This window comes from Shewanella sp. LC6 (genome assembly GCF_006385735.2).
In the GTDB taxonomy this organism is placed as follows: domain Bacteria; phylum Pseudomonadota; class Gammaproteobacteria; order Enterobacterales; family Shewanellaceae; genus Shewanella; species Shewanella xiamenensis.
Genome location: NZ_CP043902.1, coordinates 524,872 through 543,933, shown reverse-complemented (window position 1 = coordinate 543,933; position 19,062 = coordinate 524,872). Strand labels below are relative to the sequence as shown.

19 protein-coding genes are annotated in these 19,062 nt (G+C 47.3%); 10 read left to right on the top strand and 9 right to left on the bottom strand.

What is annotated here, in order from left to right:
- Window positions 1–65: 65 nt before the first annotated feature.
- Window positions 66–1,844 carry a diguanylate cyclase gene (locus FJD32_RS02535; protein ID WP_088586581.1) on the top strand — a complete coding sequence of 593 codons (1,779 nt, stop codon included), beginning with the start codon at window positions 66–68 and terminating at the stop codon, window positions 1,842–1,844.
- On the opposite strand, the gene recQ is transcribed toward FJD32_RS02535, so the two are convergent.
- The gene (gene recQ / locus FJD32_RS02530) at window positions 1,826–3,649 is read right to left on the bottom strand and encodes a DNA helicase RecQ (protein ID WP_037428886.1); all 1,824 of its coding nucleotides are present in this window, start codon (window positions 3,647–3,649) and stop codon (window positions 1,826–1,828) included. The genes FJD32_RS02535 and recQ overlap by 19 nt on opposite strands.
- Window positions 3,650–3,924: 275 nt before the next feature.
- Here recQ and FJD32_RS02525 point away from each other — a divergent pair, with 275 nt between their 5' ends.
- Window positions 3,925–4,389, top strand: coding sequence for a thioesterase family protein (locus tag FJD32_RS02525; protein WP_011718513.1), 465 nt, complete (start codon window positions 3,925–3,927; stop codon window positions 4,387–4,389).
- On the opposite strand, the gene FJD32_RS25220 is transcribed toward FJD32_RS02525, so the two are convergent.
- Window positions 4,386–4,508, bottom strand: coding sequence for a hypothetical protein (locus tag FJD32_RS25220; RefSeq protein WP_258195979.1), 123 nt, complete (start codon window positions 4,506–4,508; stop codon window positions 4,386–4,388). The two genes, FJD32_RS02525 and FJD32_RS25220, sit on opposite strands and share 4 nt — an antisense overlap.
- A gap of 98 nt (window positions 4,509–4,606) precedes the next feature.
- Here FJD32_RS25220 and rarD point away from each other — a divergent pair, with 98 nt between their 5' ends.
- Window positions 4,607–5,494 (top strand): EamA family transporter RarD, encoded by an 888-nt coding sequence (rarD, locus tag FJD32_RS02520; protein WP_088586580.1) that lies wholly within the window; start codon window positions 4,607–4,609, stop codon window positions 5,492–5,494.
- A gap of 52 nt (window positions 5,495–5,546) precedes the next feature.
- On the opposite strand, the gene FJD32_RS02515 is transcribed toward rarD, so the two are convergent.
- The 5 genes from FJD32_RS02515 to radC form a co-directional block, all read right to left on the bottom strand.
- The gene (locus tag FJD32_RS02515) at window positions 5,547–6,065 is read right to left on the bottom strand and encodes a PH domain-containing protein (protein WP_088586579.1); all 519 of its coding nucleotides are present in this window, start codon (window positions 6,063–6,065) and stop codon (window positions 5,547–5,549) included.
- Window positions 6,066–6,168: 103 nt separating this feature from the next.
- Window positions 6,169–7,488, bottom strand: a complete 1,320-nt coding sequence (gene argA / locus FJD32_RS02510) for an amino-acid N-acetyltransferase (RefSeq protein ID WP_055647679.1) — start codon at window positions 7,486–7,488, stop codon at window positions 6,169–6,171.
- Between the two features lie 312 nt (window positions 7,489–7,800).
- Window positions 7,801–7,974 carry a 50S ribosomal protein L33 gene (gene rpmG / locus FJD32_RS02505; protein WP_006079871.1) on the bottom strand — a complete coding sequence of 58 codons (174 nt, stop codon included), beginning with the start codon at window positions 7,972–7,974 and terminating at the stop codon, window positions 7,801–7,803.
- Window positions 7,975–7,980: 6 nt separating this feature from the next.
- A complete protein-coding gene (gene rpmB, locus FJD32_RS02500; protein ID WP_006079870.1) occupies window positions 7,981–8,217 on the bottom strand; it encodes a 50S ribosomal protein L28 in 237 nt (78 codons plus the stop codon).
- 121 nt (window positions 8,218–8,338) lie between these two features.
- Window positions 8,339–9,016: a DNA repair protein RadC gene (gene radC, locus FJD32_RS02495; protein ID WP_088586577.1), complete on the bottom strand. Its 678-nt coding sequence runs from the start codon at window positions 9,014–9,016 to the stop codon at window positions 8,339–8,341.
- A 119-nt stretch (window positions 9,017–9,135) separates the two neighbouring features.
- On the opposite strand from radC, the gene coaBC reads away from it, so the two are divergent.
- The 5 genes from coaBC (at window position 9,136) to folE (ending at window position 14,769) form a co-directional block, all read left to right on the top strand.
- Complete coding sequence (gene coaBC, locus FJD32_RS02490; RefSeq protein WP_088586576.1) at window positions 9,136–10,368, top strand: bifunctional phosphopantothenoylcysteine decarboxylase/phosphopantothenate--cysteine ligase CoaBC; 1,233 nt, start codon at window positions 9,136–9,138, stop codon at window positions 10,366–10,368.
- Window positions 10,365–10,823 (top strand): dUTP diphosphatase, encoded by a 459-nt coding sequence (gene dut, locus FJD32_RS02485; protein ID WP_011624324.1) that lies wholly within the window; start codon window positions 10,365–10,367, stop codon window positions 10,821–10,823. The genes coaBC and dut overlap by 4 nt, the downstream gene beginning before the upstream one ends.
- A gap of 31 nt (window positions 10,824–10,854) precedes the next feature.
- On the top strand, window positions 10,855–11,448 hold the full coding sequence (gene slmA, locus FJD32_RS02480; RefSeq protein WP_011073926.1) for a nucleoid occlusion factor SlmA: 594 nt from the start codon (window positions 10,855–10,857) through the stop codon (window positions 11,446–11,448).
- Window positions 11,449–11,583: 135 nt separating this feature from the next.
- Window positions 11,584–13,569: a S9 family peptidase gene (locus FJD32_RS02475; protein WP_055647680.1), complete on the top strand. Its 1,986-nt coding sequence runs from the start codon at window positions 11,584–11,586 to the stop codon at window positions 13,567–13,569.
- 549 nt (window positions 13,570–14,118) lie between these two features.
- Complete coding sequence (folE, locus tag FJD32_RS02470; RefSeq protein WP_037422910.1) at window positions 14,119–14,769, top strand: GTP cyclohydrolase I FolE; 651 nt, start codon at window positions 14,119–14,121, stop codon at window positions 14,767–14,769.
- A 93-nt stretch (window positions 14,770–14,862) separates the two neighbouring features.
- Here folE and pyrE read toward each other — a convergent pair whose 3' ends face one another.
- The gene (gene pyrE / locus FJD32_RS02465) at window positions 14,863–15,510 is read right to left on the bottom strand and encodes an orotate phosphoribosyltransferase (protein WP_037422911.1); all 648 of its coding nucleotides are present in this window, start codon (window positions 15,508–15,510) and stop codon (window positions 14,863–14,865) included.
- A gap of 96 nt (window positions 15,511–15,606) precedes the next feature.
- Window positions 15,607–16,320: a ribonuclease PH gene (gene rph / locus FJD32_RS02460; protein WP_011073930.1), complete on the bottom strand. Its 714-nt coding sequence runs from the start codon at window positions 16,318–16,320 to the stop codon at window positions 15,607–15,609.
- Between the two features lie 209 nt (window positions 16,321–16,529).
- Between rph and FJD32_RS02455 the strand changes: the two genes are divergently transcribed.
- Both FJD32_RS02455 and FJD32_RS02450 read left to right on the top strand, forming a co-directional pair.
- Window positions 16,530–17,393 (top strand): YicC/YloC family endoribonuclease, encoded by an 864-nt coding sequence (locus FJD32_RS02455; protein ID WP_099457350.1) that lies wholly within the window; start codon window positions 16,530–16,532, stop codon window positions 17,391–17,393.
- Between the two features lie 315 nt (window positions 17,394–17,708).
- Window positions 17,709–18,986 (top strand): site-specific integrase, encoded by a 1,278-nt coding sequence (locus FJD32_RS02450; RefSeq protein ID WP_140907581.1) that lies wholly within the window; start codon window positions 17,709–17,711, stop codon window positions 18,984–18,986.
- The last annotated feature ends 76 nt before the right edge of the window (window positions 18,987–19,062 follow it).

Below are 19,062 nucleotides of genomic sequence, written 5' to 3'. Positions count from 1 at the left end.
ATACACGTTATAATCCTCGCCCGAAGTTACGGATACTAGAATAAATGCACGGTATGGAGCAAAAAATGGATTTTCGCGTCTTAGCGCTGAGCCTATTATTGTGGCTTGTGCCATTATGGGCTTGCGCTAATGAGCAGTTAGATAAATTGACATCGGAAGTTTATCAGTATCCAACCAAGGCTTTGGCACAAATTACCGCATTAGAAAAGCAGCAACAAACTGATAATACCAGCAATATTGATAAGCTTCGCCTCAGTATATTGAAGTGTCAAAACCTGTTACAACTCGGTGAAAATGAAGCGGCGATTAATCTTGCGCAAATGGGTGAAGCCCATGCTAAACAGCTTAAGTTAGATCAAGCGCGCCCCTATTTTTTGAATTGTCAGGCCGATGCCTATCTAAATTACGACAATATTAAAGATGCATTACCCATACTGGACTCCGCAATTACTCTTGCTAGACGCTACCAGCAGCCACAAGCCCTTATCGATGCACTCCGCTTAAGAGGGCAACTGGATACCAATACGGAGAATTTTTCCTCCGCAATTGAAGATTTACGCATCGCTATTGATATCTATCCCGATATCCATACTCAAACGCAAAATTGGGTCTGGCCGCCAGAGGGTTATGTCTATGCTGCGATGGGGAGTTTACTCTATGCCACCGAAGATTTACCCCAAGCCATGTATTACACTAGATTGGCATTAAAAAGTGCTGATGCCCAAGGAAAAGTCCGGCATGTACTGCTGAGCAATGCCGCGCGGATTGCACTAGATAATGGTGAGCGTGAATATAGTGATCAACTAGAAAAACAAGCCAAAACTTTACTACCAGAAATAGGCTCCCCACTTGAACTCGCCTACAGCTATGCCATTCTGGCTTCAATTTCTCTTGATAAAGGCAAAATTGATACGGCCGAAGAGTATATCTCCATTGCAATGAACACTTTTAAGCAGCAAAAGCAACAGGTTGCCATGATGCGTTCGACTCGTTTACTCGCTCAAGTACGATTTGCACAACATAGGGATGAAGCAGCGCTAACACTCATGCACTCTGCCATTGAACAAGGCGAAACGCTTAAGCAATACACTGATCTTAAATGGTTTTATGGTATATTGAGTGATTATTACCACACTCAAGATAACTACAAACTCGCCTACGAATTTTTACAAAAGCGCTTCGATGCCGCAGAACTGGCTAACGAATCAATAAACAACATGCGAATTTTGCAGTTTAAAGCCAGATTAAATCAGCAGGGATTACAGCAACTCAGCGCAGATGATCCACAGAGCAATCCCACCTTACTGGATGAGCTGAATGTAGATTGGGCCTTTAGCACCTTGTTTTTAGTGAGCATGACACTCTTAGGTGGCGCCATTTGGTACTTTATTGATAAGCAAAATAAACACGCCCCATCACCTGACACCAAATCCAAGCGCCTTGCACCTATTCAGCAGCTTGAGCTCACCCTGCATAGTGCCAAACAGGGCGCTTATCCACTGACATTATTACTTTTTAATGCTAGCCAAATTCGCCAAGTCGATCTGCCAACCTTGATCGATAAATTACAAGATAAACTCCGTGAGCAAGACATACTATTACGGTATTCGATGGATGAAATTGTGATAGTGCTACCTTACACCTCCGCCCGCGGCGCACAACGAGTCGTCAACCAATTAACGCCCACAATTCAAACATCACAAGGATCAAGCAAGGTCAATATCGGGATTGCAGTGATGCAACAGTTTGATACGTTGGATTCTTTAGTGAAACGTGCCAACATCAATCAACTCAGCAAACTCAAGGTGACCGATACACAAAACGACTACTCCCCCGCTAAATAAGCGGCTATTTCGTCGAGGAACTCACCGCCAAATCGACTGAGTTTACGTTCCCCCACGCCATTAACTGCCAGCATTTCCCCAGGGCTTGTCGGCATCATAGCCGCCATTTCCGCTAAAGTAGCATCGTTAAACACCAGATAAGGCGGCACATCCTGCTCTTCGGCAATGGTGCGGCGCAGTGTTTTAAGGCGGGCAAATAACTTGCGATCATAGTTAAGCGGCACTCTCGACTGTGTCGTTTTACGCTTTATGCTGGTGAGTTGGATACGCGGCTCTGCCAACATCAGCGCCACCTCGCCCTTAAGGATCGGTCTTGCCGAAGGATTTAAAGTAATGGACGAGCCTCGAGTAATATCTTGACTCGCTAAGCCCAAATGGATCAGTTGGCGAATAACACTCAGCCAATATTCATGGCTCTTATCTTTACCAATCCCCCAAGTGCTGAGCTTATCGTGGCCACGATCAACAATCGCGGCGCCCTTGGAGCCACGCAATACTTCAATCAAATGATTAATACCAAAGCGTTGTCCGAGTCGATAAATACAAGAAAGCACCTTCTGCGCATCCTCGGTGCCGTTATAACGCTTAGGCGGGTCAAGACAAATATCGCAGTTCCCGCAGGGCTCTAACGCGCTCTCATCGAAGTAATGCAACAGCACTTGGCGCCGACAGGTTTGTGCCTCGGCAAAGGCGGCCATGGTATTGAGTTTATGGAAATCCACCTGCTGCTGCGGTCCTGGCTCAGACTGCTCGATAAGATGGCGCACTCGCCCAATATCGGCAGGATCGAACAGCATAAAGGCTTCGGCCTCGAGTCCATCACGGCCCGCTCGGCCAGTTTCTTGATAATAGGCTTCGATACTCTTAGGGATATCGTAATGCACCACAAAGCGCACGTTCGATTTATTAATCCCCATACCAAAGGCAACGGTCGCAACAACAATATCTATTTGATCTTTAAGGAAGCTATCCTGCACTTCGCCGCGCTCTTCTGCCGTCATGCCCGCATGGTAAGCCTTAGCATGAAACCCTTGCAGGGTGAGCCTTTCTGCCACCTCATCCACACGGCGACGACTGCTGCAGTAGACAATGCCGCTACTGCCATTTTGTTGCAGTAAAAACTGTCGTAATTGATTCGCGGCATTGAGCTTTTCGGCAACCGTATAGCGAATATTGGGCCGATCGAAACTCGATAGTAATCTAAAGGGATTAATCCCTAGGCGCTCACAAATATTTTGTCGCGTCGCCTGATCCGCGGTGGCGGTGAGCGCCATCATTGGCACATGGGGAAAGAGCTGCTTTAACTGCCCAAGGGCGGCATATTCGGGTCGAAAATCATGTCCCCACTGGCTGATGCAGTGCGCCTCGTCAATAGCAAACATCGACAGCGGCAGTGACTGCATGCGCTCGATAAAATCAGCCGTCAGCAACCGCTCAGGGGACACATACAGCAGTTTTAGCTCGCCTCGATGCAACTGCCTAAGCACCTCTACACTCTGCTCCCGCGGCTGCGATGAGTTTAAATAGGCGGCATTGACCCCCGTCTGCAACAGGCTGTCGACCTGATCTTTCATCAATGAAATCAGCGGTGATACCACGATAGTGATGCCAGGCATCAGCAGTGCTGGCAACTGGTAACACAGACTCTTACCGCCGCCGGTGGGCATGATCACCAGGCAGTCCTCACCACTGCATACACGTTCGATAACCTCGCGCTGACCGTCCCTAAAGTCACGGTAACCAAACACCTGCGCCAGGCGTTGAGACAGCGGATCATCATGTATGTCGAGTAACTGAGTTTCCATGGATCTTCTAGCTAAAAAGTAAGGGCGCCTATTCTAAAGGACAGAATCGCTCCTGTCTTGCGCCATCTTGCCCAAACTGGCCCACGCCAACAATCAGATAATAGGTTTAGCCTACATCCACAGCTCATCACAACACCTAAGACGATTTGCCTGCACAGCGGCTTAAGTTGCATTAGACATAGGCTTAGCGGTAGATTAATTGCTCTAAGTCGAATGCCATTGCGCCCGCTTCGACCCTATTCTAAGAAGCCCTACAGCCTACAAGGACGAACTGCATGACAAACCCAATTCAAGCCGAAGTACTCAAACGTGTTGCCGAAGTGTTTGACCAGCACGTACCGTTTCATAATTTATTGGGTCTGGATATCAAGCGATACGACATAGATGGCGTTGAAGTGGTGATCAATATGAAGCCAGAGCTCATTGGCAATATTCATCAACAAATTCTCCACGGTGGTGTCACCGCCACAGTGCTTGATGTCGTAGGAGGGCTCACCGCCTTTGCAGGACTGGTCGCTAGCCGTGATGATTGGACGGTTGAAGAGTTACAGCAACGGCTGCAAACCTTAGGCACTATTGATATGCGTGTCGATTATCTGCGCCCCGGGCGTGGACAGATTTTCACAGGCACCGGCAGTGTGATCCGAGCCGGCAATCGCGTCTCGGTCTGCCGAATGGAGTTACACAATGAGCAAGGAACCCATATCGCCTTCGGCACTGGCACTTATATGGTGGGCTAGTCCGTTGTCACCCATCGTTTTTTCAAGATTGATTTACCGCATTCAACATCAATAAACAAAAGGGAAACACCTTGATTCTTCAGCTGTTTCCCCTCTTCTTTTTGTTGAGCACTCGCCATTAGAGACATCCTGTAACGAAAAAGGCGGCTGTACACACCTTGAGTCAATTCCCATAGCCTCCTACAATCGCCGTCCTGTTATCCTTCGAAGATGTCTCATGCCTGATACCGAATACCGCAAAGGGATCCTACTTGCCGTCAGTGCTTACTGTATGTGGGGATTTGCGCCCTTATATTTCAAACTACTCCACCATGTTTCGGCGACCGAAATTTTACTGCATCGGGTGATCTGGTCATTTGTATTTATGGTGATCATCATGCTGTTTATTGGCGGTTTTGAAAAACTGCGCCAGCTGTTTAAACAGCCAAAACAACTGCTTGTACTGACAATCACCTCTCTGTTAATTGCAGGTAACTGGTTGATTTTTATCTGGGCAGTGAATAATGATCATATGCTCGATGCTAGCCTAGGCTATTTTATTAACCCATTACTCAATGTACTGCTCGGCATGCTGTTTTTAGGGGAAAGATTACGCAAGTTGCAATGGTTTGCCGTCGCGCTGGCGAGTACTGGCGTGCTGATCCAATTAGTCTCATTCGGCTCGATCCCTATTGTCTCCCTCGCCTTAGCGGGCACCTTCGGGGTATATGCGCTGCTGCGTAAAAAGGTCAACGTGGATGCTAAATCGGGTCTGCTAGTCGAAACCGCCATCCTACTACCGGTCGCATTGGTTTATCTGGTCGCAACCTTAGATAGCGCCACGGCGAATATGCTCACCAACGATTGGCACCTTAATTTATTGTTGATAGCAGCCGGGATTGTTACCACGATTCCACTATTGTGTTTTGCCGGTGCAGCGGTACGTATTCCATTGTCTATGCTCGGCTTTTTCCAATATATCGGCCCGAGTATTATGTTTATCCTCGCGGTAACCTTATTCAATGAACCCTTCGATGCCGAGAAGAGCATCACCTTTGGTTTTATCTGGAGCGCCCTGCTGGTGTTCACCTTCGATATGGTCTATAAACGCAAAACGGCGCGATAATATCGCGCTGTAGCCAATGGTTACAAAAGTAGTGGTAAGTATACTGAATCTGCTACTTTTGTAGTTGGGCTAAAAATTTCTCGCCCTCGGGCACAGACAAGAGCAGATTGTAGCCTCGTGTCGTTGGCACTAACACTAGCTCGGATTTATCCGTCACTGCCACAAATGCCTTGCCCTTCCCCTTCAAATTAAACCAGCCAAGTTGATACCCAGGCATACCGATACCATTGGTTTTAAAGCTGGGCGCTAAATCCGCCTCCTGCTTCAAGTCGATAAGACGCGCCTGCTCGACTAACAGTTCGGAACGCGCTAATTGCACTTTATAGAAGGGAATATCGAGTTTTAGTTCGGTGTCGGTTAACGCGATTTCAGCATTATGGGATTGATAAAACACCCAAGAAAATCCGCCAATCATTACTAACAAGATGCCTAAGCTCGCCGATTTAGCCACTTTCGGCATAGGTTTAACCCACAACATCCACAGTACGCCTGCTAAACCTAACAACAAGATAATAAAGCTTAAAATTGAAGTTTGAGTCAGAGGCGCGAGGGAGAAAAACTGAGTCACCATGGTGGGCAGTCCTTAAGGAAGAAAAGCTTAATCTGCCAACAAAGACATATTATGTCAACAAAAATGCCAGCGTTAGGCTGGCATCTTATCAAGCGTAAAAAGCTTACAGATCAAGGGCGAGAATTTTAGAGCGGCGCTGATAGTTATACAACTGCTTTTTCTTCTGCGGCAATGCATCCACATCTTCAATCACAAAGCCATGTTCTAAGAACCAGTGAATGCTGCGGGTAGTCAAGGCAAACAAACGGGAATAACCCCGATGACGCGCCTGACCTATGATGTTTTTCAGCAGCAGACTGCCCCTATCCGCATCGCGATAATCTGGATGCACCACTAAACAGGCAAACTCACCGGCGTTATCCTCCTCGAACGGATACAGGGCCGCGCAGCCAATCACTAAGCCGTCTCGCTCAATCAACATAAACTGCTCGATCTCAATCTCAAGCTGCTCACGGCTTCGGCGCACCAAAATCCCTTGCTCTTCCAGAGGACGGATTAAATTCAATATGCCGCCAATATCGCTAATCGATGCGCGGCGCAGGCGCTCAGCGCTTTCTGTCACGATTTGCGTGCCTATGCCTTCGCGGGAGAACAACTCCTGCAGCAAGGCACCATCATCAAGATAGCTAACCAAATGACAACGGGGTACCCCATTACGGCACGCATCAATACTCGCCTTGAGGAAAGCCATCGTGCCCACACAGGCAGAACCTTGCTCAGCAAGCTTAGTCAGAATATTTTGCGCATCATTTGGCATTAATTCGGCAATCACATCGCCATTGCGATCGAGGATGCCATTTTGCGAACTAAAGCCAATCATCTTGTCGGCCTTAAGCTTGATAGCAACCTGAGTGGCAATCTCTTCGGCCGTGAGGTTAAAGCTTTCGCCAGTGACGGATGCAGCAATCGGCCCCATCAACACGATACAGTGGTTATCGAGCTGACGCTTAAGCCCTTGAGTATCGATACGGCGCACTTTGCCGCTTAGACAAAAATCCACACCATTATCGACGCCCAGTGGCTGAGCAATCACAAAGTTACCGCTGACTAAGTTAATTTGCGCACCTTGCATCGGCGTATTGCTTAAACTCATCGATAAACGCGCGGTAATATCAAACTGTAATGCACCCGCGACTTGCTTAATGACTTTGAGTGAGTCTTCATCCGTGATACGTACACCTTCGTGGTAGGCGGGTTCAATCCCATTGGCGGCTAACGCTGCATCGATTTGCGGCCTCGCGCCATACACCAACACCACTTTAATACCCAAACTGTGTAACAACGCCACGTCATTCAAAATGCCGCGAAATTGATTTTGTGCTAAAGCCTCGCCACCCAACATCACCACAAAGGTTTTCCCTCTATGGGCATTAACGTAAGGGGCAGAATGACGAAATCCATCAACCAGTTCAGTGGTACGCACGCGTTGTTTACACCTCATATTTAAGCTGGTACCCCCAAAATGGCTTACCAGGAGTGAATAACGAAAACCCGCGTATAGTATTGCATTTTAATTCACCAATAAAGAATTTATTCTCATTAAAATGCAGTTTTAATACAAAAAAGTGCTTATATTTTCAAAAAATTGCACTTTTGATAAATGATTACATTTTTTTAACCAAATATGATTTAGTCGCAATCGCCAAATATGGGACAGATTTATCTCATCTTGATGACGAAAAGCCAAAAAAAAGCCCCTTAGATAAGGGGCTTTTCTCGAAACACTAAACAAGGATTACTTGATTTTTGCTTCTTTGTAGATAACGTGCTGACGAATAACTGGATCAAATTTTTTGATTTCCATTTTTTCTGGCATGTTACGCTTGTTTTTTTCAGTTGTGTAGAAGTGACCAGTTTTAGCTGTAGAAACTAATTTGATCTTCTCACGATTACCTTTAGCTTTAGCCATGATCTATTACACCTTCTCGCCACGGGCACGAAGTTCAGCAACAACAACTTCAATACCTTTCTTATCGATCAGACGGATACCTTTAGTAGATACACGTAACTGTACGAAACGTTTTTCTTCTTCTAACCAAAAACGGTGGTTTTGTAGGTTAGGTAAAAAACGACGACGGGTCGCGTTTTTTGCGTGCGAACGGTTGTTACCAACCATCGGCTTCTTGCCAGTAACTTGGCATACTCTTGACATGTCAATCTTCTCCAAAAACAATTTTAACGCTCGAGCATTAATGTGCCTCGTATGGCCGTCGCCCGAGGCACAAAGAGGGCGCATTTTATACACGATCACAGAGTGAAGATCAAGTGTTAGATTAATTAATCCAGCCTCGTTCCGCGAAGGAAACTATCTCTCGATCACCAACAACCATATGATCCAACAGGGATACATCTATGGTTGCCAACGCATTTTTTAATCGCTCAGTTATTCGTCTGTCAGCCTGACTGGGCTCGGCAATACCAGACGGATGATTGTGACACACTATGACGGCAGCAGCCTTTTTCTCCAGCACTAAGCTCACCACTTCACGTGGGTACACTGAGGCTGAATCTATTGTTCCGCGGAATAATTCGACGAACTGAATCACTCTATGCTGGCTATCCAGCAGCAAAATTGCGAACACTTCATAGGAGCGGTCAGCTAATTGTCTCATTAAATAATCCCGAGTTAAATCGGGATTTGTCAAAACCTGACCTCTCTGCAGGTTTTCTTGTGCCACACGCCTCGCTAATTCAGCCGCGGCTTGAAGCTGGGCGTATTTTACAGGTCCCACGCCAGGAAGTCGACACACCTGATGCTTTGGTGCGCAAAGTAAGCTTCTTAAACCACCAAATTCTTGAATAAGTGAGCGGGCAAGGTCTACGGCATTCAGCCCAGACAGGCCATTACGCAACAACACCGCCAGTAATTCGGCATCCGAGAGATGACTAGCGCCTTTTAGCAATAACTTATCCCGCGGCCCTTCTCCCTCTAGCCAATCCTTAATCGCCATGTGACCTCCTGTCGTCGCATATTTTTACTTTAGCAAGTATGGACGAGATTTTTTGAACTGGGACAGTCACGCCAATTCATCGCTTTGTGGTATGGTTGGCGACATTATTTCAATCTCGGATGATGTCTGTGAGCCTGATAACAAAAAACGTCCTACTGGGTATTGGTGGCGGCATTGCGGCCTACAAAAGTGCGGATTTAGTGCGCCGCTTAAAAGAACGCGGCTTTGATGTACGTGTGGTAATGAGCCAAAGTGCGATGGAATTTATTACCCCACTCACACTGCAAGCCTTATCAGGGCATCCTGTATCATCGAGCTTACTCGATCCCGCCGCCGAAGCGGCGATGGGGCATATTGAACTGGCGCGATGGGCCGATTTAGTGATTATCGCCCCTTCTACAGCAAATCTTATCGCCCGAATCAATGCAGGCATGGCTGATGAATTAATCACAACCACTTGTCTTGCCACTGAAGCGCCAATTGCGCTCTGCCCTGCGATGAATCAGCAGATGTATCGTAATCTCGCCACTCAAGCCAATTTAGCCAGTTTACAAAGCCGTGGTTACACCCTGTGGGGACCGGCAAGTGGCAGTCAAGCTTGCGGTGAAGTGGGCCCTGGCCGCATGCTCGAACCGCTCGAAATTGCCGAACTTGCGAGTCGCTTTTTTGCAACAAAAGATGTCTATGCTGAACAGGAGTCACAACCGCTAGCAGGCCAATCGGTACTGATCACCGCAGGCCCAACCCGCGAAGCCATCGATCCTGTACGCTATATCTCTAATCACAGCTCAGGCAAGATGGGCTTTGCCTTAGCGAAGGCCGCGGCCGATATGGGCGCCGATGTGACCTTGGTCGCAGGACCCGTAAATTTAGCCACCCCAGAAGGGGTGACACGAATCAATGTTGAATCGGCACAGAATATGCTCGATGCTGTGATGGAGAATGTTGATAATAAAGATATTTTTATCGGCTGTGCGGCGGTTGCTGACTATCGCGTCAGCGATATTGCCACCAGTAAAATCAAAAAGTCAGCGGAAGAAATGCAACTTGCGCTGGTGAGGAATCCTGATATCTTAGCGACGGTCGCAAGCTTGGCAAACCGTCCTTTTATGGTGGGATTTGCCGCAGAAACCCATGATGTAGAAGCCTACGCCCGCGATAAACTCAAACGTAAAAATTTGAATATGATCGCGGCAAACGATGTATCCGTTGCTGGTCTAGGCTTTAACGCCGATGCCAATGCCCTGCGCGTATTCTGGCCACAGGGTAGTCAAGATTTGCCTGCTACCGATAAACTCACGTTGGCTCGGCAATTACTTTCGTTGATAGTGAAAGAAAAACAACACAAATGAAAACACCGATTGAATTAAAGATCCTCGATTCCCGTATTGGCTCTGAATTCCCGCTGCCTGCCTATGCCACACCAGGCAGCGCAGGCATGGATCTTCGCGCCATGATAGATACCACCATGACGATAGCCCCGGGAGAAACTCAGTTAATCCCAACGGGTATCGCCATCCATGTAGCAGATCCAGGCCTTGCAGCAGTGATTTTACCGCGTTCAGGCCTTGGGCATAAGCACGGTATCGTCCTTGGAAATCTGGTTGGGCTTATCGATTCGGATTATCAGGGGCCCTTAATGGTCTCTTGTTGGAACCGCAGCGATACCCCATTTACCTTAGAAATCGGTGATCGTCTCGCACAACTGGTGTTTGTCCCTGTGGTACAAGCACAATTCAAACTCGTTGATGAGTTCGATAGCTCAGACCGTGGTGAAGGTGGATTTGGCCATTCTGGCACTAAATAACCTGAATCGTTATTGAGCGAAGGATACTGCAATGGCTGTAAGCCCAAAAATTAATCGTCGTGAACACATACTGCAATGCCTAGCACAAATGCTAGAAACCAGCCCAGGACAACGTATTACCACCGCTAAACTCGCCTCAGAAGTCGGCGTATCGGAAGCGGCACTCTATCGCCACTTCCCGAGTAAGGCACGGATGTTCGAAGGGTTAATTGAGTTTATTGAAGAGTCATTACTCTCTCGTATCAACATCATCATGGATGATGAAAAAGACACCATGAAACGCTGTCAACTGGTGCTGCAACTACTGCTGATTTTTGCCGAGCGTAATCCAGGGATCTCGCGCGTCCTCAATGGTGATGCGCTTTTAGGTGAAAATGAGCGTCTGCGTAGCCGCATTAGTACGCTATTTGCAAAAATAGAAACTCAACTTAAGCAAATTTTGCGGGAAAAGACCCTGCGAGAAGGCAAAGGCTTTAATTTAGATGAGGCTATTTTAGCTAATTTGCTGTTAGCCTTCGCAGAGGGGCGAATTGCTCAATTTGTCCGCAGTGAGTTTAAACTAAAACCCACACAACACTTCGATGAACAGTGGCGCTTTATTCAGCATCAGCTGTTGCAAAGCTAATGATTTATCAACATAAAGGACGGTAATCACCGTCCTTTCTTTTATCCCCTACTCCTTGTATCGGTATTTCTTTTGTTTTAATCTCGAGTAAACATTTACAAAACAAAAACCACAATAATATTACAAGGATGTCAGATGAAATCTTTGCCATTTGCTGCATTGGCCGTAATTTGCTTGCCTATTATGCCTTTCAGCACATTAGCGGCCGAAACCTCGGCCACAAATGCCCTGTCACAATCCCAATTATTCAGTCGCGGTAACGAGTACTCTAACGTCAAAATCTCGCCTACCGGCAAATACTTAAGTGCAATCACCAGTGTCGAAGGCAAGAATGTCCTCTTAGTACTCGATGCACAAACCAAAAAATTGCTTAACGCAATTCGCTTCCCGAGCAACGCGCAGGTAGGCACCTATGAATGGGCCAATAGCGAGCGCATAGTACTGGCAAAAGAATACCTTAAGGGCTGGAGCGATGTGCCCCAATACTACGGCGAATTAATGGCGGTTAATGCCGATGGTTCTCGCCCAAAATATTTATTTGGTTATAAAAGTAGCGAGCAACAAACAGGATCGAATCTCAAGAAAAATACTCCTATAAGTGCTACCGCCTTTATTCTCGATCCCCTGCCTGATGACGAGCGTTATATGTTAGTCAATGCGATCCCATGGGGTGGTGCCCCCAACTTTACTGAAACACTTCAGGATGTTTACCGCGTTGACTTATTTAGCGGGGTTCGTAAACGTATAACAGGCTCCCCCATTGGCCGAGCACGCTTTATGACAGACCATGAGGGTGAAGTCCGCTTTGTGGCAGGGGAAGATGGCAAAAACATCACTAAAGTCTTTTACCGCAAAGATGGCGAATGGATAAACACCGACAAACTTAACCTTGGCTTAAGTGATTTTACGCCTATCTCTTTCGCTGATAATAAAAATACCATCTATGCTGCGGGTCGCGTGGGCACTGAAACCTTAGGCGTCTATCGCATCAACCTCGAAACAGGCGAGAAGGCCGAGATCATTCAAGATGAGGTTGTAGATCCGAGCAACTTCTGGATCAATGGCACAAACAAACAGCTCTATGCCGTTGAATTTGAAAATGGCTATCCCAGTTATGCATTTGTCGATAACAACGATAGCCACGCCAAACTACTCAAGGATTTAATTGCAGCTCTACCCGGGCATCAAGTACGGATTGTCAGCGAAACCCGTAATGGCGAGCAACTGGTGGTGATTGCATTTAACGACCGCAATCCCGGTGATTACTATTTGTTTGATACTAAAAAGCTCAAGCTAGAGTATCTAGCCACCGCTCGCAAATGGCTCGACCCAGAGCAAATGGCGGAGGTTAAACCCATTAGCTTCACCAACCGCGATGGCCAGAAAATCCATGGCTACTTAACCTTACCCTTCGGCAAAGAAGCCAAAAATCTCCCTTTGGTCGTCAATCCCCATGGTGGCCCCCATGGTATTCGTGACTGGTGGGGCTTTGACCCTCAAAATCAATTACTCGCCCAAAATGGTATCGCGGTATTACAGGTTAACTTCCGTGGCTCAGGTGGTTATGGCAAGCGTTTCGAGCGAGCTGGCTATCAAAAATGGGGCTCGGATATTCAGCACGATATTATCGATGCGACTCAATATGTGATTGACCAAGGCTTTGCCGATAAAGAACGAGTTTGTATCGCAGGCGGTAGCTTTGGCGGCTATAGCGCCCTACAAAGCGCAGTATTAGCCCCCGATATGTTTAAATGCGCGGTTGGGTTTGCTGGTGTGTATGATCTGGAGTTGATGTTTGATGAAGGTGACGTCGCCAGAACACGTTCAGGCACAAGCTATCTTAAGGACGTACTCGGCCAAGACAAAGCCACCCTAAAAGCCATGTCTCCCTCAGAGAACGTTGCTAAATTAAAAGCGAACCTCTTACTGGTTCACGGTGGTGACGATGAGCGAGCGCCGATTGAACAATTAGAATCACTAGAAAAAGCCCTCAAAGCCCATAATTATCCTTACCAAAAACTGGTGATGGATAACGAAGGCCATGGTTTTTATAACGATGAGCATAGAGCCAAATATTACGATCAGATGCTGAGCTTCTTAAAAACCAACTTAAAACTTTAGTACTCACTAAAATAACTAGGGCGTGTTGACGTTTCGAGATTAAATTTTGTTCGTTCTGGCAAGCACGTGCTCGTGAAACGAGGAATGATGTGTAGTTATTCTACTCAAATGACGAGCGGCTCTTATGACAGAAAGTAAGAGCAAGGGCTTGCCAGACGACCCCTTCGGGCAGCATTTGGCTGGCTTTTCTGCCGCGTTATCGTCCGTTTATGTAGAATAACTACACAGCACGGACTTTGCCTTGCATAAAAGCCAGCCACATTGCTGCAAAAATAATCCTGAAACGTCAACACGCCCTATTATCTTCATCAAGATAATAATGTTTTAACGCCCCGAGGAGCCGATAATCGATAAGGACTATCGGCTTTTTCATCTTCAGCGTGAGCGTTTTTTGGTATGAATTATCCGCAATTCGCGCTATTCTCCCCCACCTTGTTCTTACCCAGATAAGAACCAGTCGATTTGTACCTGAGTTCACCCATTGTACAAACTCAGTTTAGGGTGCTAGGTTTTCAGTGATAGCCGCTACTGAAGTAGTGGAGGATAAAAATGTCATTAAGTGAAGCAGCAGTAAAAGTACAAGCCGCCCTGCAAGAGCGCGGACTTGAAACCCCCATGCTCCCCAGTGTGTTTACTCCTGAAGAGCGTAAGGACAAGATTGAACACCATATGAAGGAAATTCTGACGCTTATGTCACTGGATCTTTCTGATGACAGTCTTGCCGATACCCCACGCCGCATCGCCAAAATGTATGTCGACGAAATCTTCTCCGGTCTAGATTATGCTAACTTCCCGAAGATCACTGTGATTGATAACAAAATGGGCTTTGATGAAATGGTGCGCGTACAGGATATTAGCCTGACCAGTACCTGTGAACATCACCTTGTCACTATTGATGGCACAGCAACCATTGCGTATCTTCCACGTAAAAAAATTATTGGTTTATCAAAGATTAACCGCATTGTACGTTTCTTTGCCCAACGTCCTCAGGTACAAGAGCGTTTGACTCAGCAAGTGTTAGTCGCGCTGCAGACCTTGCTCGAAACTAAAGATGTTGCGGTTAAAATGGATGCGGTGCATTACTGCGTAAAATCCCGCGGCGTAATGGACTCCACTAGCTCCACCACCACTACGGCCTTAGGTGGCATTTTTAAATCCAACCCCGCGACCCGCGCCGAGTTTTTACACCAGTCGAAGTAAGACCTTACTTTGTGTGAGATATAAAAAAACGCTGCCATTCTTATTGAATTGCAGCGTTTCTGTTTTAGCGGTTTATAACACGCTTAAGCCTTATTAGGCCTCGATGCCATACTGCTCACGGTATTGGCTTACCGCTGCTAGTTGCGCTTCCATACCTGGTTTTTCAGATAAATAGCGGATCAGATCCGCAAGCTTGATGATCGCCACAATACCACAGCCAAAATCACGCTCGACCTCTTGGATGGCTGACAATTCGCCCTTGCCCTTTTCTTGCCTATCCAGCGCAATTAATACGCCTGCCAGCTGCGCTTGATGAGCTTCGATGATTTCCATCGACTCACGGATCGCCGTTCCCGCAGTGATCACATCGTCCACCAGCATCACCCGACCTTTAAGCTCGCTACCGACTAAGCTACCGCCCTCACCGTGATCTTTTTTCTCTTTACGGTTAAAGCAGTAGGGAATATCGATATCGTGATGTTCGCACAAAGCCACCGCTGTCGTGGTCGCAATCGGAATACCTTTGTAAGCTGGGCCAAACAACAGATCGTACTCTATGCCAGAATCCACTAACGCCGCCGCATAAAAACGCCCTAAACGGGCTAAATCACGGCCAGTATTGAATAAACCCGCATTAAAGAAATAAGGACTGATACGGCCCGATTTAAGGGTAAACTCGCCGAATCGCAACACCTGACGCTCTAGGGCAAATTCAATAAACTCACGTTGATAGGCTTTCACAATCTCTCCTTACGACTTTAACGTTCTATTTTTATTGGGTTATAGCAAAATTGATTTAATAAAAAGCCCCATAACGGGGCTTTTTATCAATAACAATTAATTTAATGCGGCTTTCTGCACATCGACGATTTCGCGAATACTGTTCTTCGCTAAACCAAGTAGCTCAATCAACTCTTCGTGAGTAAACGGTTCACCTTCGGCAGTACCTTGAATTTCGATAATCTTACCGGTTTCTGTCATTACCACGTTCATATCGGTTTCGGCTGCGCTGTCTTCAACATACTCTAGGTCGCTTATCGCTTCACCGTTGTAGATACCCACGCTGACCGCAGCGATTAAGAACTTAAGCGGGTTAGATTTAATAATGCCTTTACCACGAGCCCAGTTAAGCGCATCCACTAAGGCGACACAAGCACCAGTGATTGACGCGGTGCGAGTACCGCCATCAGCTTGGATCACATCACAATCGATGACAATGGTGTTTTCACCCAGCGCTTTCATATCCACACAGGCACGCAACGCACGGCCGATAAGACGTTGAATTTCTTGCGTGCGGCCAGATTGTTTACCACGAGCGGCTTCACGATCCATACGGCTATGGGTTGAGCGTGGCAACATGCCGTATTCCGCCGTTACCCAGCCTTGGCCCTGACCTTTAAGGAAACGCGGTACACCCTCAGTAAAACTGGCGGTACAAAGCACTTTAGTTTCGCCAAATTCGACTAACACAGAACCTTCGGCATGGGCCGTAAATTGGCGAGTGATAGTAATGGGGCGTGTTTGTGCTGGCGTTCTGTTACTTGGACGCATGCGAAATTCCTGTATTCTGAGTCATTGACCGATTTTGGCTGCATATTATAGGGTTTTGTGCCTATAGATGCCATGCTTAGGGTGATTCTCTAGCAAACTCGTCACACAAACACCTAATCCTCCTCGCGAGTAGTGGTATGCCTTTAATCCTAAAGCCATTGACTCTATAATCGCCTCTCATTATGACGATTAAACCACTAGGACAACCCATGATCCAAAGCATGACAGCCTACGCTCGCATTGAGCACAAAGCACAATGGGGCACTGCCTCTTGGGAAATTCGCTCAGTCAACCAGCGTTATCTCGAAACTTACCTACGTCTGCCAGAACAATTCCGCAGCTTCGAGCCCGTTTTACGCGACCGCCTGCGTAAACGCTTAAGCCGCGGTAAAGTCGAGGTCAATTTACGCTACGAATTAGCCGATAACAGCAATAACGAACTTAAATTAAACCAAGGGTTAGCCAAACAGCTACTCGACGCCGCTAGTTGGCTCAAACAAGAAGCCGGACAAGGCGAAGTCAACCTCACCGATATTTTGCGCTGGCCAGGAGTACTTTCTAGTGCTGAGCAGGATATGGACGCGGTTGGTGCCGATTTAATGACCGCCTTCGACTTAGCTATCGACCAATTCATTGAAGCCCGAGGCCGTGAAGGCGCAGCCATCAAAGACATGCTCTTAAGCCGTTTAGACGGCGTCAGCGAGCAAATCGCCGTTGTACGCGAGCATATGCCTAAAGTCATGGAATATCAGCGCGATAAACTCACCAATCGTCTCGCCGAAATCAAAGGTGAACTCGATCCCGCCCGCATCGAGCAGGAGATGATCTTGTTAGCGCAAAAACAAGATGTGGCAGAGGAAATGGACAGGCTCGAAGCCCATGTTAACGAAGCCCGCCGCATCCTCAAAAAAGGCGGCAGCGAAGGTCGCCGTTTAGATTTTATGATGCAAGAATTTAACCGCGAATCGAACACCCTCGCCTCTAAATCCATCAGCACCGAAATCACCGCCGCCGCCGTCGAGCTCAAAGTGCTCATCGAACAAATGCGCGAGCAGATCCAAAACATCGAATAGTTTTTTTACCCGTCCAAGAATGTCTTAGAAGCCCTGTTATTTGCTTGTAAATACAGGGCTTTTTTATTTTTCCCGTCCAAATCGGTTTGCAGATGTCCGTTACCAACTACCTGTTTAGTGGTGGGCAGAATGGTGGGCAGCCCCCTCATTATGGCTCAATAAGCGTTTTGCGGTGAGCAAATTGGTGAGCAGTAAGTTGCCCAATTTTCGCATTTAACTCGCTACCACAACAGGTTAGCTGCTGATTCAATAAGCAAATCGGTGGTGGGCAGCCATTATTGCCCCCTCCATTATTTCAGCAACTATGGAGTAAACATGGGAAAACTCACAGCAAAACAGGTTATTGCATACAGCAAAGCCGACCCCAAAAAATATTCAGACGGTGAAGGCCTATACTTTTGCGTCCGCAAACAGGGCTCGCCTTATTGGATGATCCGCTACACCACAGCCAAAGGAAGACGAGAAGCGACCTTGGGGCAATTTCCTTTGATGTCGTTGGCAGACGCTCGAATTGCCGCCGCTTATTTTCGAAAAGAAGTACGCGACGGCATCGATCCTCTTCTGGAAAAACAGAAAATCGAGTTACCTGAGATTGAAACCGTGGATCAACTGTTCCATGACTGGTATCGAACAGACCTGAGTCGACGACTTAAGCATCCAAAGATTCCGTATCGGGTTTACACCAAAGACATACGCCCTGTGATTGGCATTAAGTGTATTGCTGAGGTGACTGCACGCGATGTGCGCGAAGTATTAGAGCGCATTCGAGAAAGTAACCGCCCGACCATTGCCAACGATACCTTGATGTACATGAAGCAGCTGTTTCGACATGCGATAAAGCTCGACTTAACGCTGAATAACCCAGCCGCAGCCTTTACCGTGGACGATGCCGGTGGCGTGGAGTCCAGTAAAGACAGGATGCTCAGCAAAGAGGAAATTCACTACGCCTTCAGCGTGTTTCATACCCATATCAATAGCTTTGGCCGCGATAACTACCTCGCTTGCTGCCTGTTTTTGGTGTTGGGCGTGCGTAAAAGCGAACTATGCGAAGCCATGTGGCGTGAAATGGATTTAACCACGGGCGTGTGGGACCTACCCAAGGAACGAAGTAAAACTGGCGTGCCGATCAGCATCCCCTTACCGCGCCAAGCCATTACCTGGTTTAACGAGCTGCAAATCCGTGCTTGTGGATCGCCTTATGTTTTCCCAGCCAGACGAGCAAGCCACCGTCCACATATGGGGCCAGATACGCTAAACCGCGCCATTTCTAAACTCTTTGGTCGCGAGCCAGGTCGCAAAAAACAGCCTCCCAATAAAATGGGCAAACTTGAACACTTCACCGTACACGATTTGCGCCGCACCTTTCGCAGCCTTGCCGCCTCTTTGGGCATTGCAGGCAATGTGGCCGAACGCTGTCTTAACCATAAGCTAAAAGGTGTTGAGGGTATCTACGACCGCCACGATTACTTTGAAGAACGCCGAATTGCCCATCAAACCGTGGCTGATGTGGTTGAACCGCTGGTGAACTTTGAGCACCCTTCACAGCACCACACAGGAGGGCGCTATAGCCAAACTACTGGGAGTTGCAGCTAGGCGACAAGTGAATGAATCCCCATGAGCATAGACATACTATGTGATTGGGGTGAACGAACGCAGCCAACACCGCTGC

What these genes read in the sequence shown, in the direction of transcription:
- FJD32_RS02535 (WP_088586581.1), top strand. Translation starts at nt 66, where the DNA reads ATGGATTTTCGCGTCTTAGCGCTGAGCCTATTATTGTGGCTTGTGCCA.
- recQ (WP_037428886.1), bottom strand. Translation starts at nt 3,649, where the DNA reads ATGGAAACTCAGTTACTCGACATACATGATGATCCGCTGTCTCAACGC.
- FJD32_RS02525 (WP_011718513.1), top strand. Translation starts at nt 3,925, where the DNA reads ATGACAAACCCAATTCAAGCCGAAGTACTCAAACGTGTTGCCGAAGTG.
- FJD32_RS25220 (WP_258195979.1), bottom strand. Translation starts at nt 4,508, where the DNA reads ATGGCGAGTGCTCAACAAAAAGAAGAGGGGAAACAGCTGAAGAATCAA.
- rarD (WP_088586580.1), top strand. Translation starts at nt 4,607, where the DNA reads ATGCCTGATACCGAATACCGCAAAGGGATCCTACTTGCCGTCAGTGCT.
- FJD32_RS02515 (WP_088586579.1), bottom strand. Translation starts at nt 6,065, where the DNA reads ATGGTGACTCAGTTTTTCTCCCTCGCGCCTCTGACTCAAACTTCAATT.
- rpmG (WP_006079871.1), bottom strand. Translation starts at nt 7,974, where the DNA reads ATGGCTAAAGCTAAAGGTAATCGTGAGAAGATCAAATTAGTTTCTACA.
- rpmB (WP_006079870.1), bottom strand. Translation starts at nt 8,217, where the DNA reads ATGTCAAGAGTATGCCAAGTTACTGGCAAGAAGCCGATGGTTGGTAAC.
- radC (WP_088586577.1), bottom strand. Translation starts at nt 9,016, where the DNA reads ATGGCGATTAAGGATTGGCTAGAGGGAGAAGGGCCGCGGGATAAGTTA.
- coaBC (WP_088586576.1), top strand. Translation starts at nt 9,136, where the DNA reads ATGATGTCTGTGAGCCTGATAACAAAAAACGTCCTACTGGGTATTGGT.
- dut (WP_011624324.1), top strand. Translation starts at nt 10,365, where the DNA reads ATGAAAACACCGATTGAATTAAAGATCCTCGATTCCCGTATTGGCTCT.
- slmA (WP_011073926.1), top strand. Translation starts at nt 10,855, where the DNA reads ATGGCTGTAAGCCCAAAAATTAATCGTCGTGAACACATACTGCAATGC.
- FJD32_RS02475 (WP_055647680.1), top strand. Translation starts at nt 11,584, where the DNA reads ATGAAATCTTTGCCATTTGCTGCATTGGCCGTAATTTGCTTGCCTATT.
- folE (WP_037422910.1), top strand. Translation starts at nt 14,119, where the DNA reads ATGTCATTAAGTGAAGCAGCAGTAAAAGTACAAGCCGCCCTGCAAGAG.
- rph (WP_011073930.1), bottom strand. Translation starts at nt 16,320, where the DNA reads ATGCGTCCAAGTAACAGAACGCCAGCACAAACACGCCCCATTACTATC.
- FJD32_RS02455 (WP_099457350.1), top strand. Translation starts at nt 16,530, where the DNA reads ATGATCCAAAGCATGACAGCCTACGCTCGCATTGAGCACAAAGCACAA.
- FJD32_RS02450 (WP_140907581.1), top strand. Translation starts at nt 17,709, where the DNA reads ATGGGAAAACTCACAGCAAAACAGGTTATTGCATACAGCAAAGCCGAC.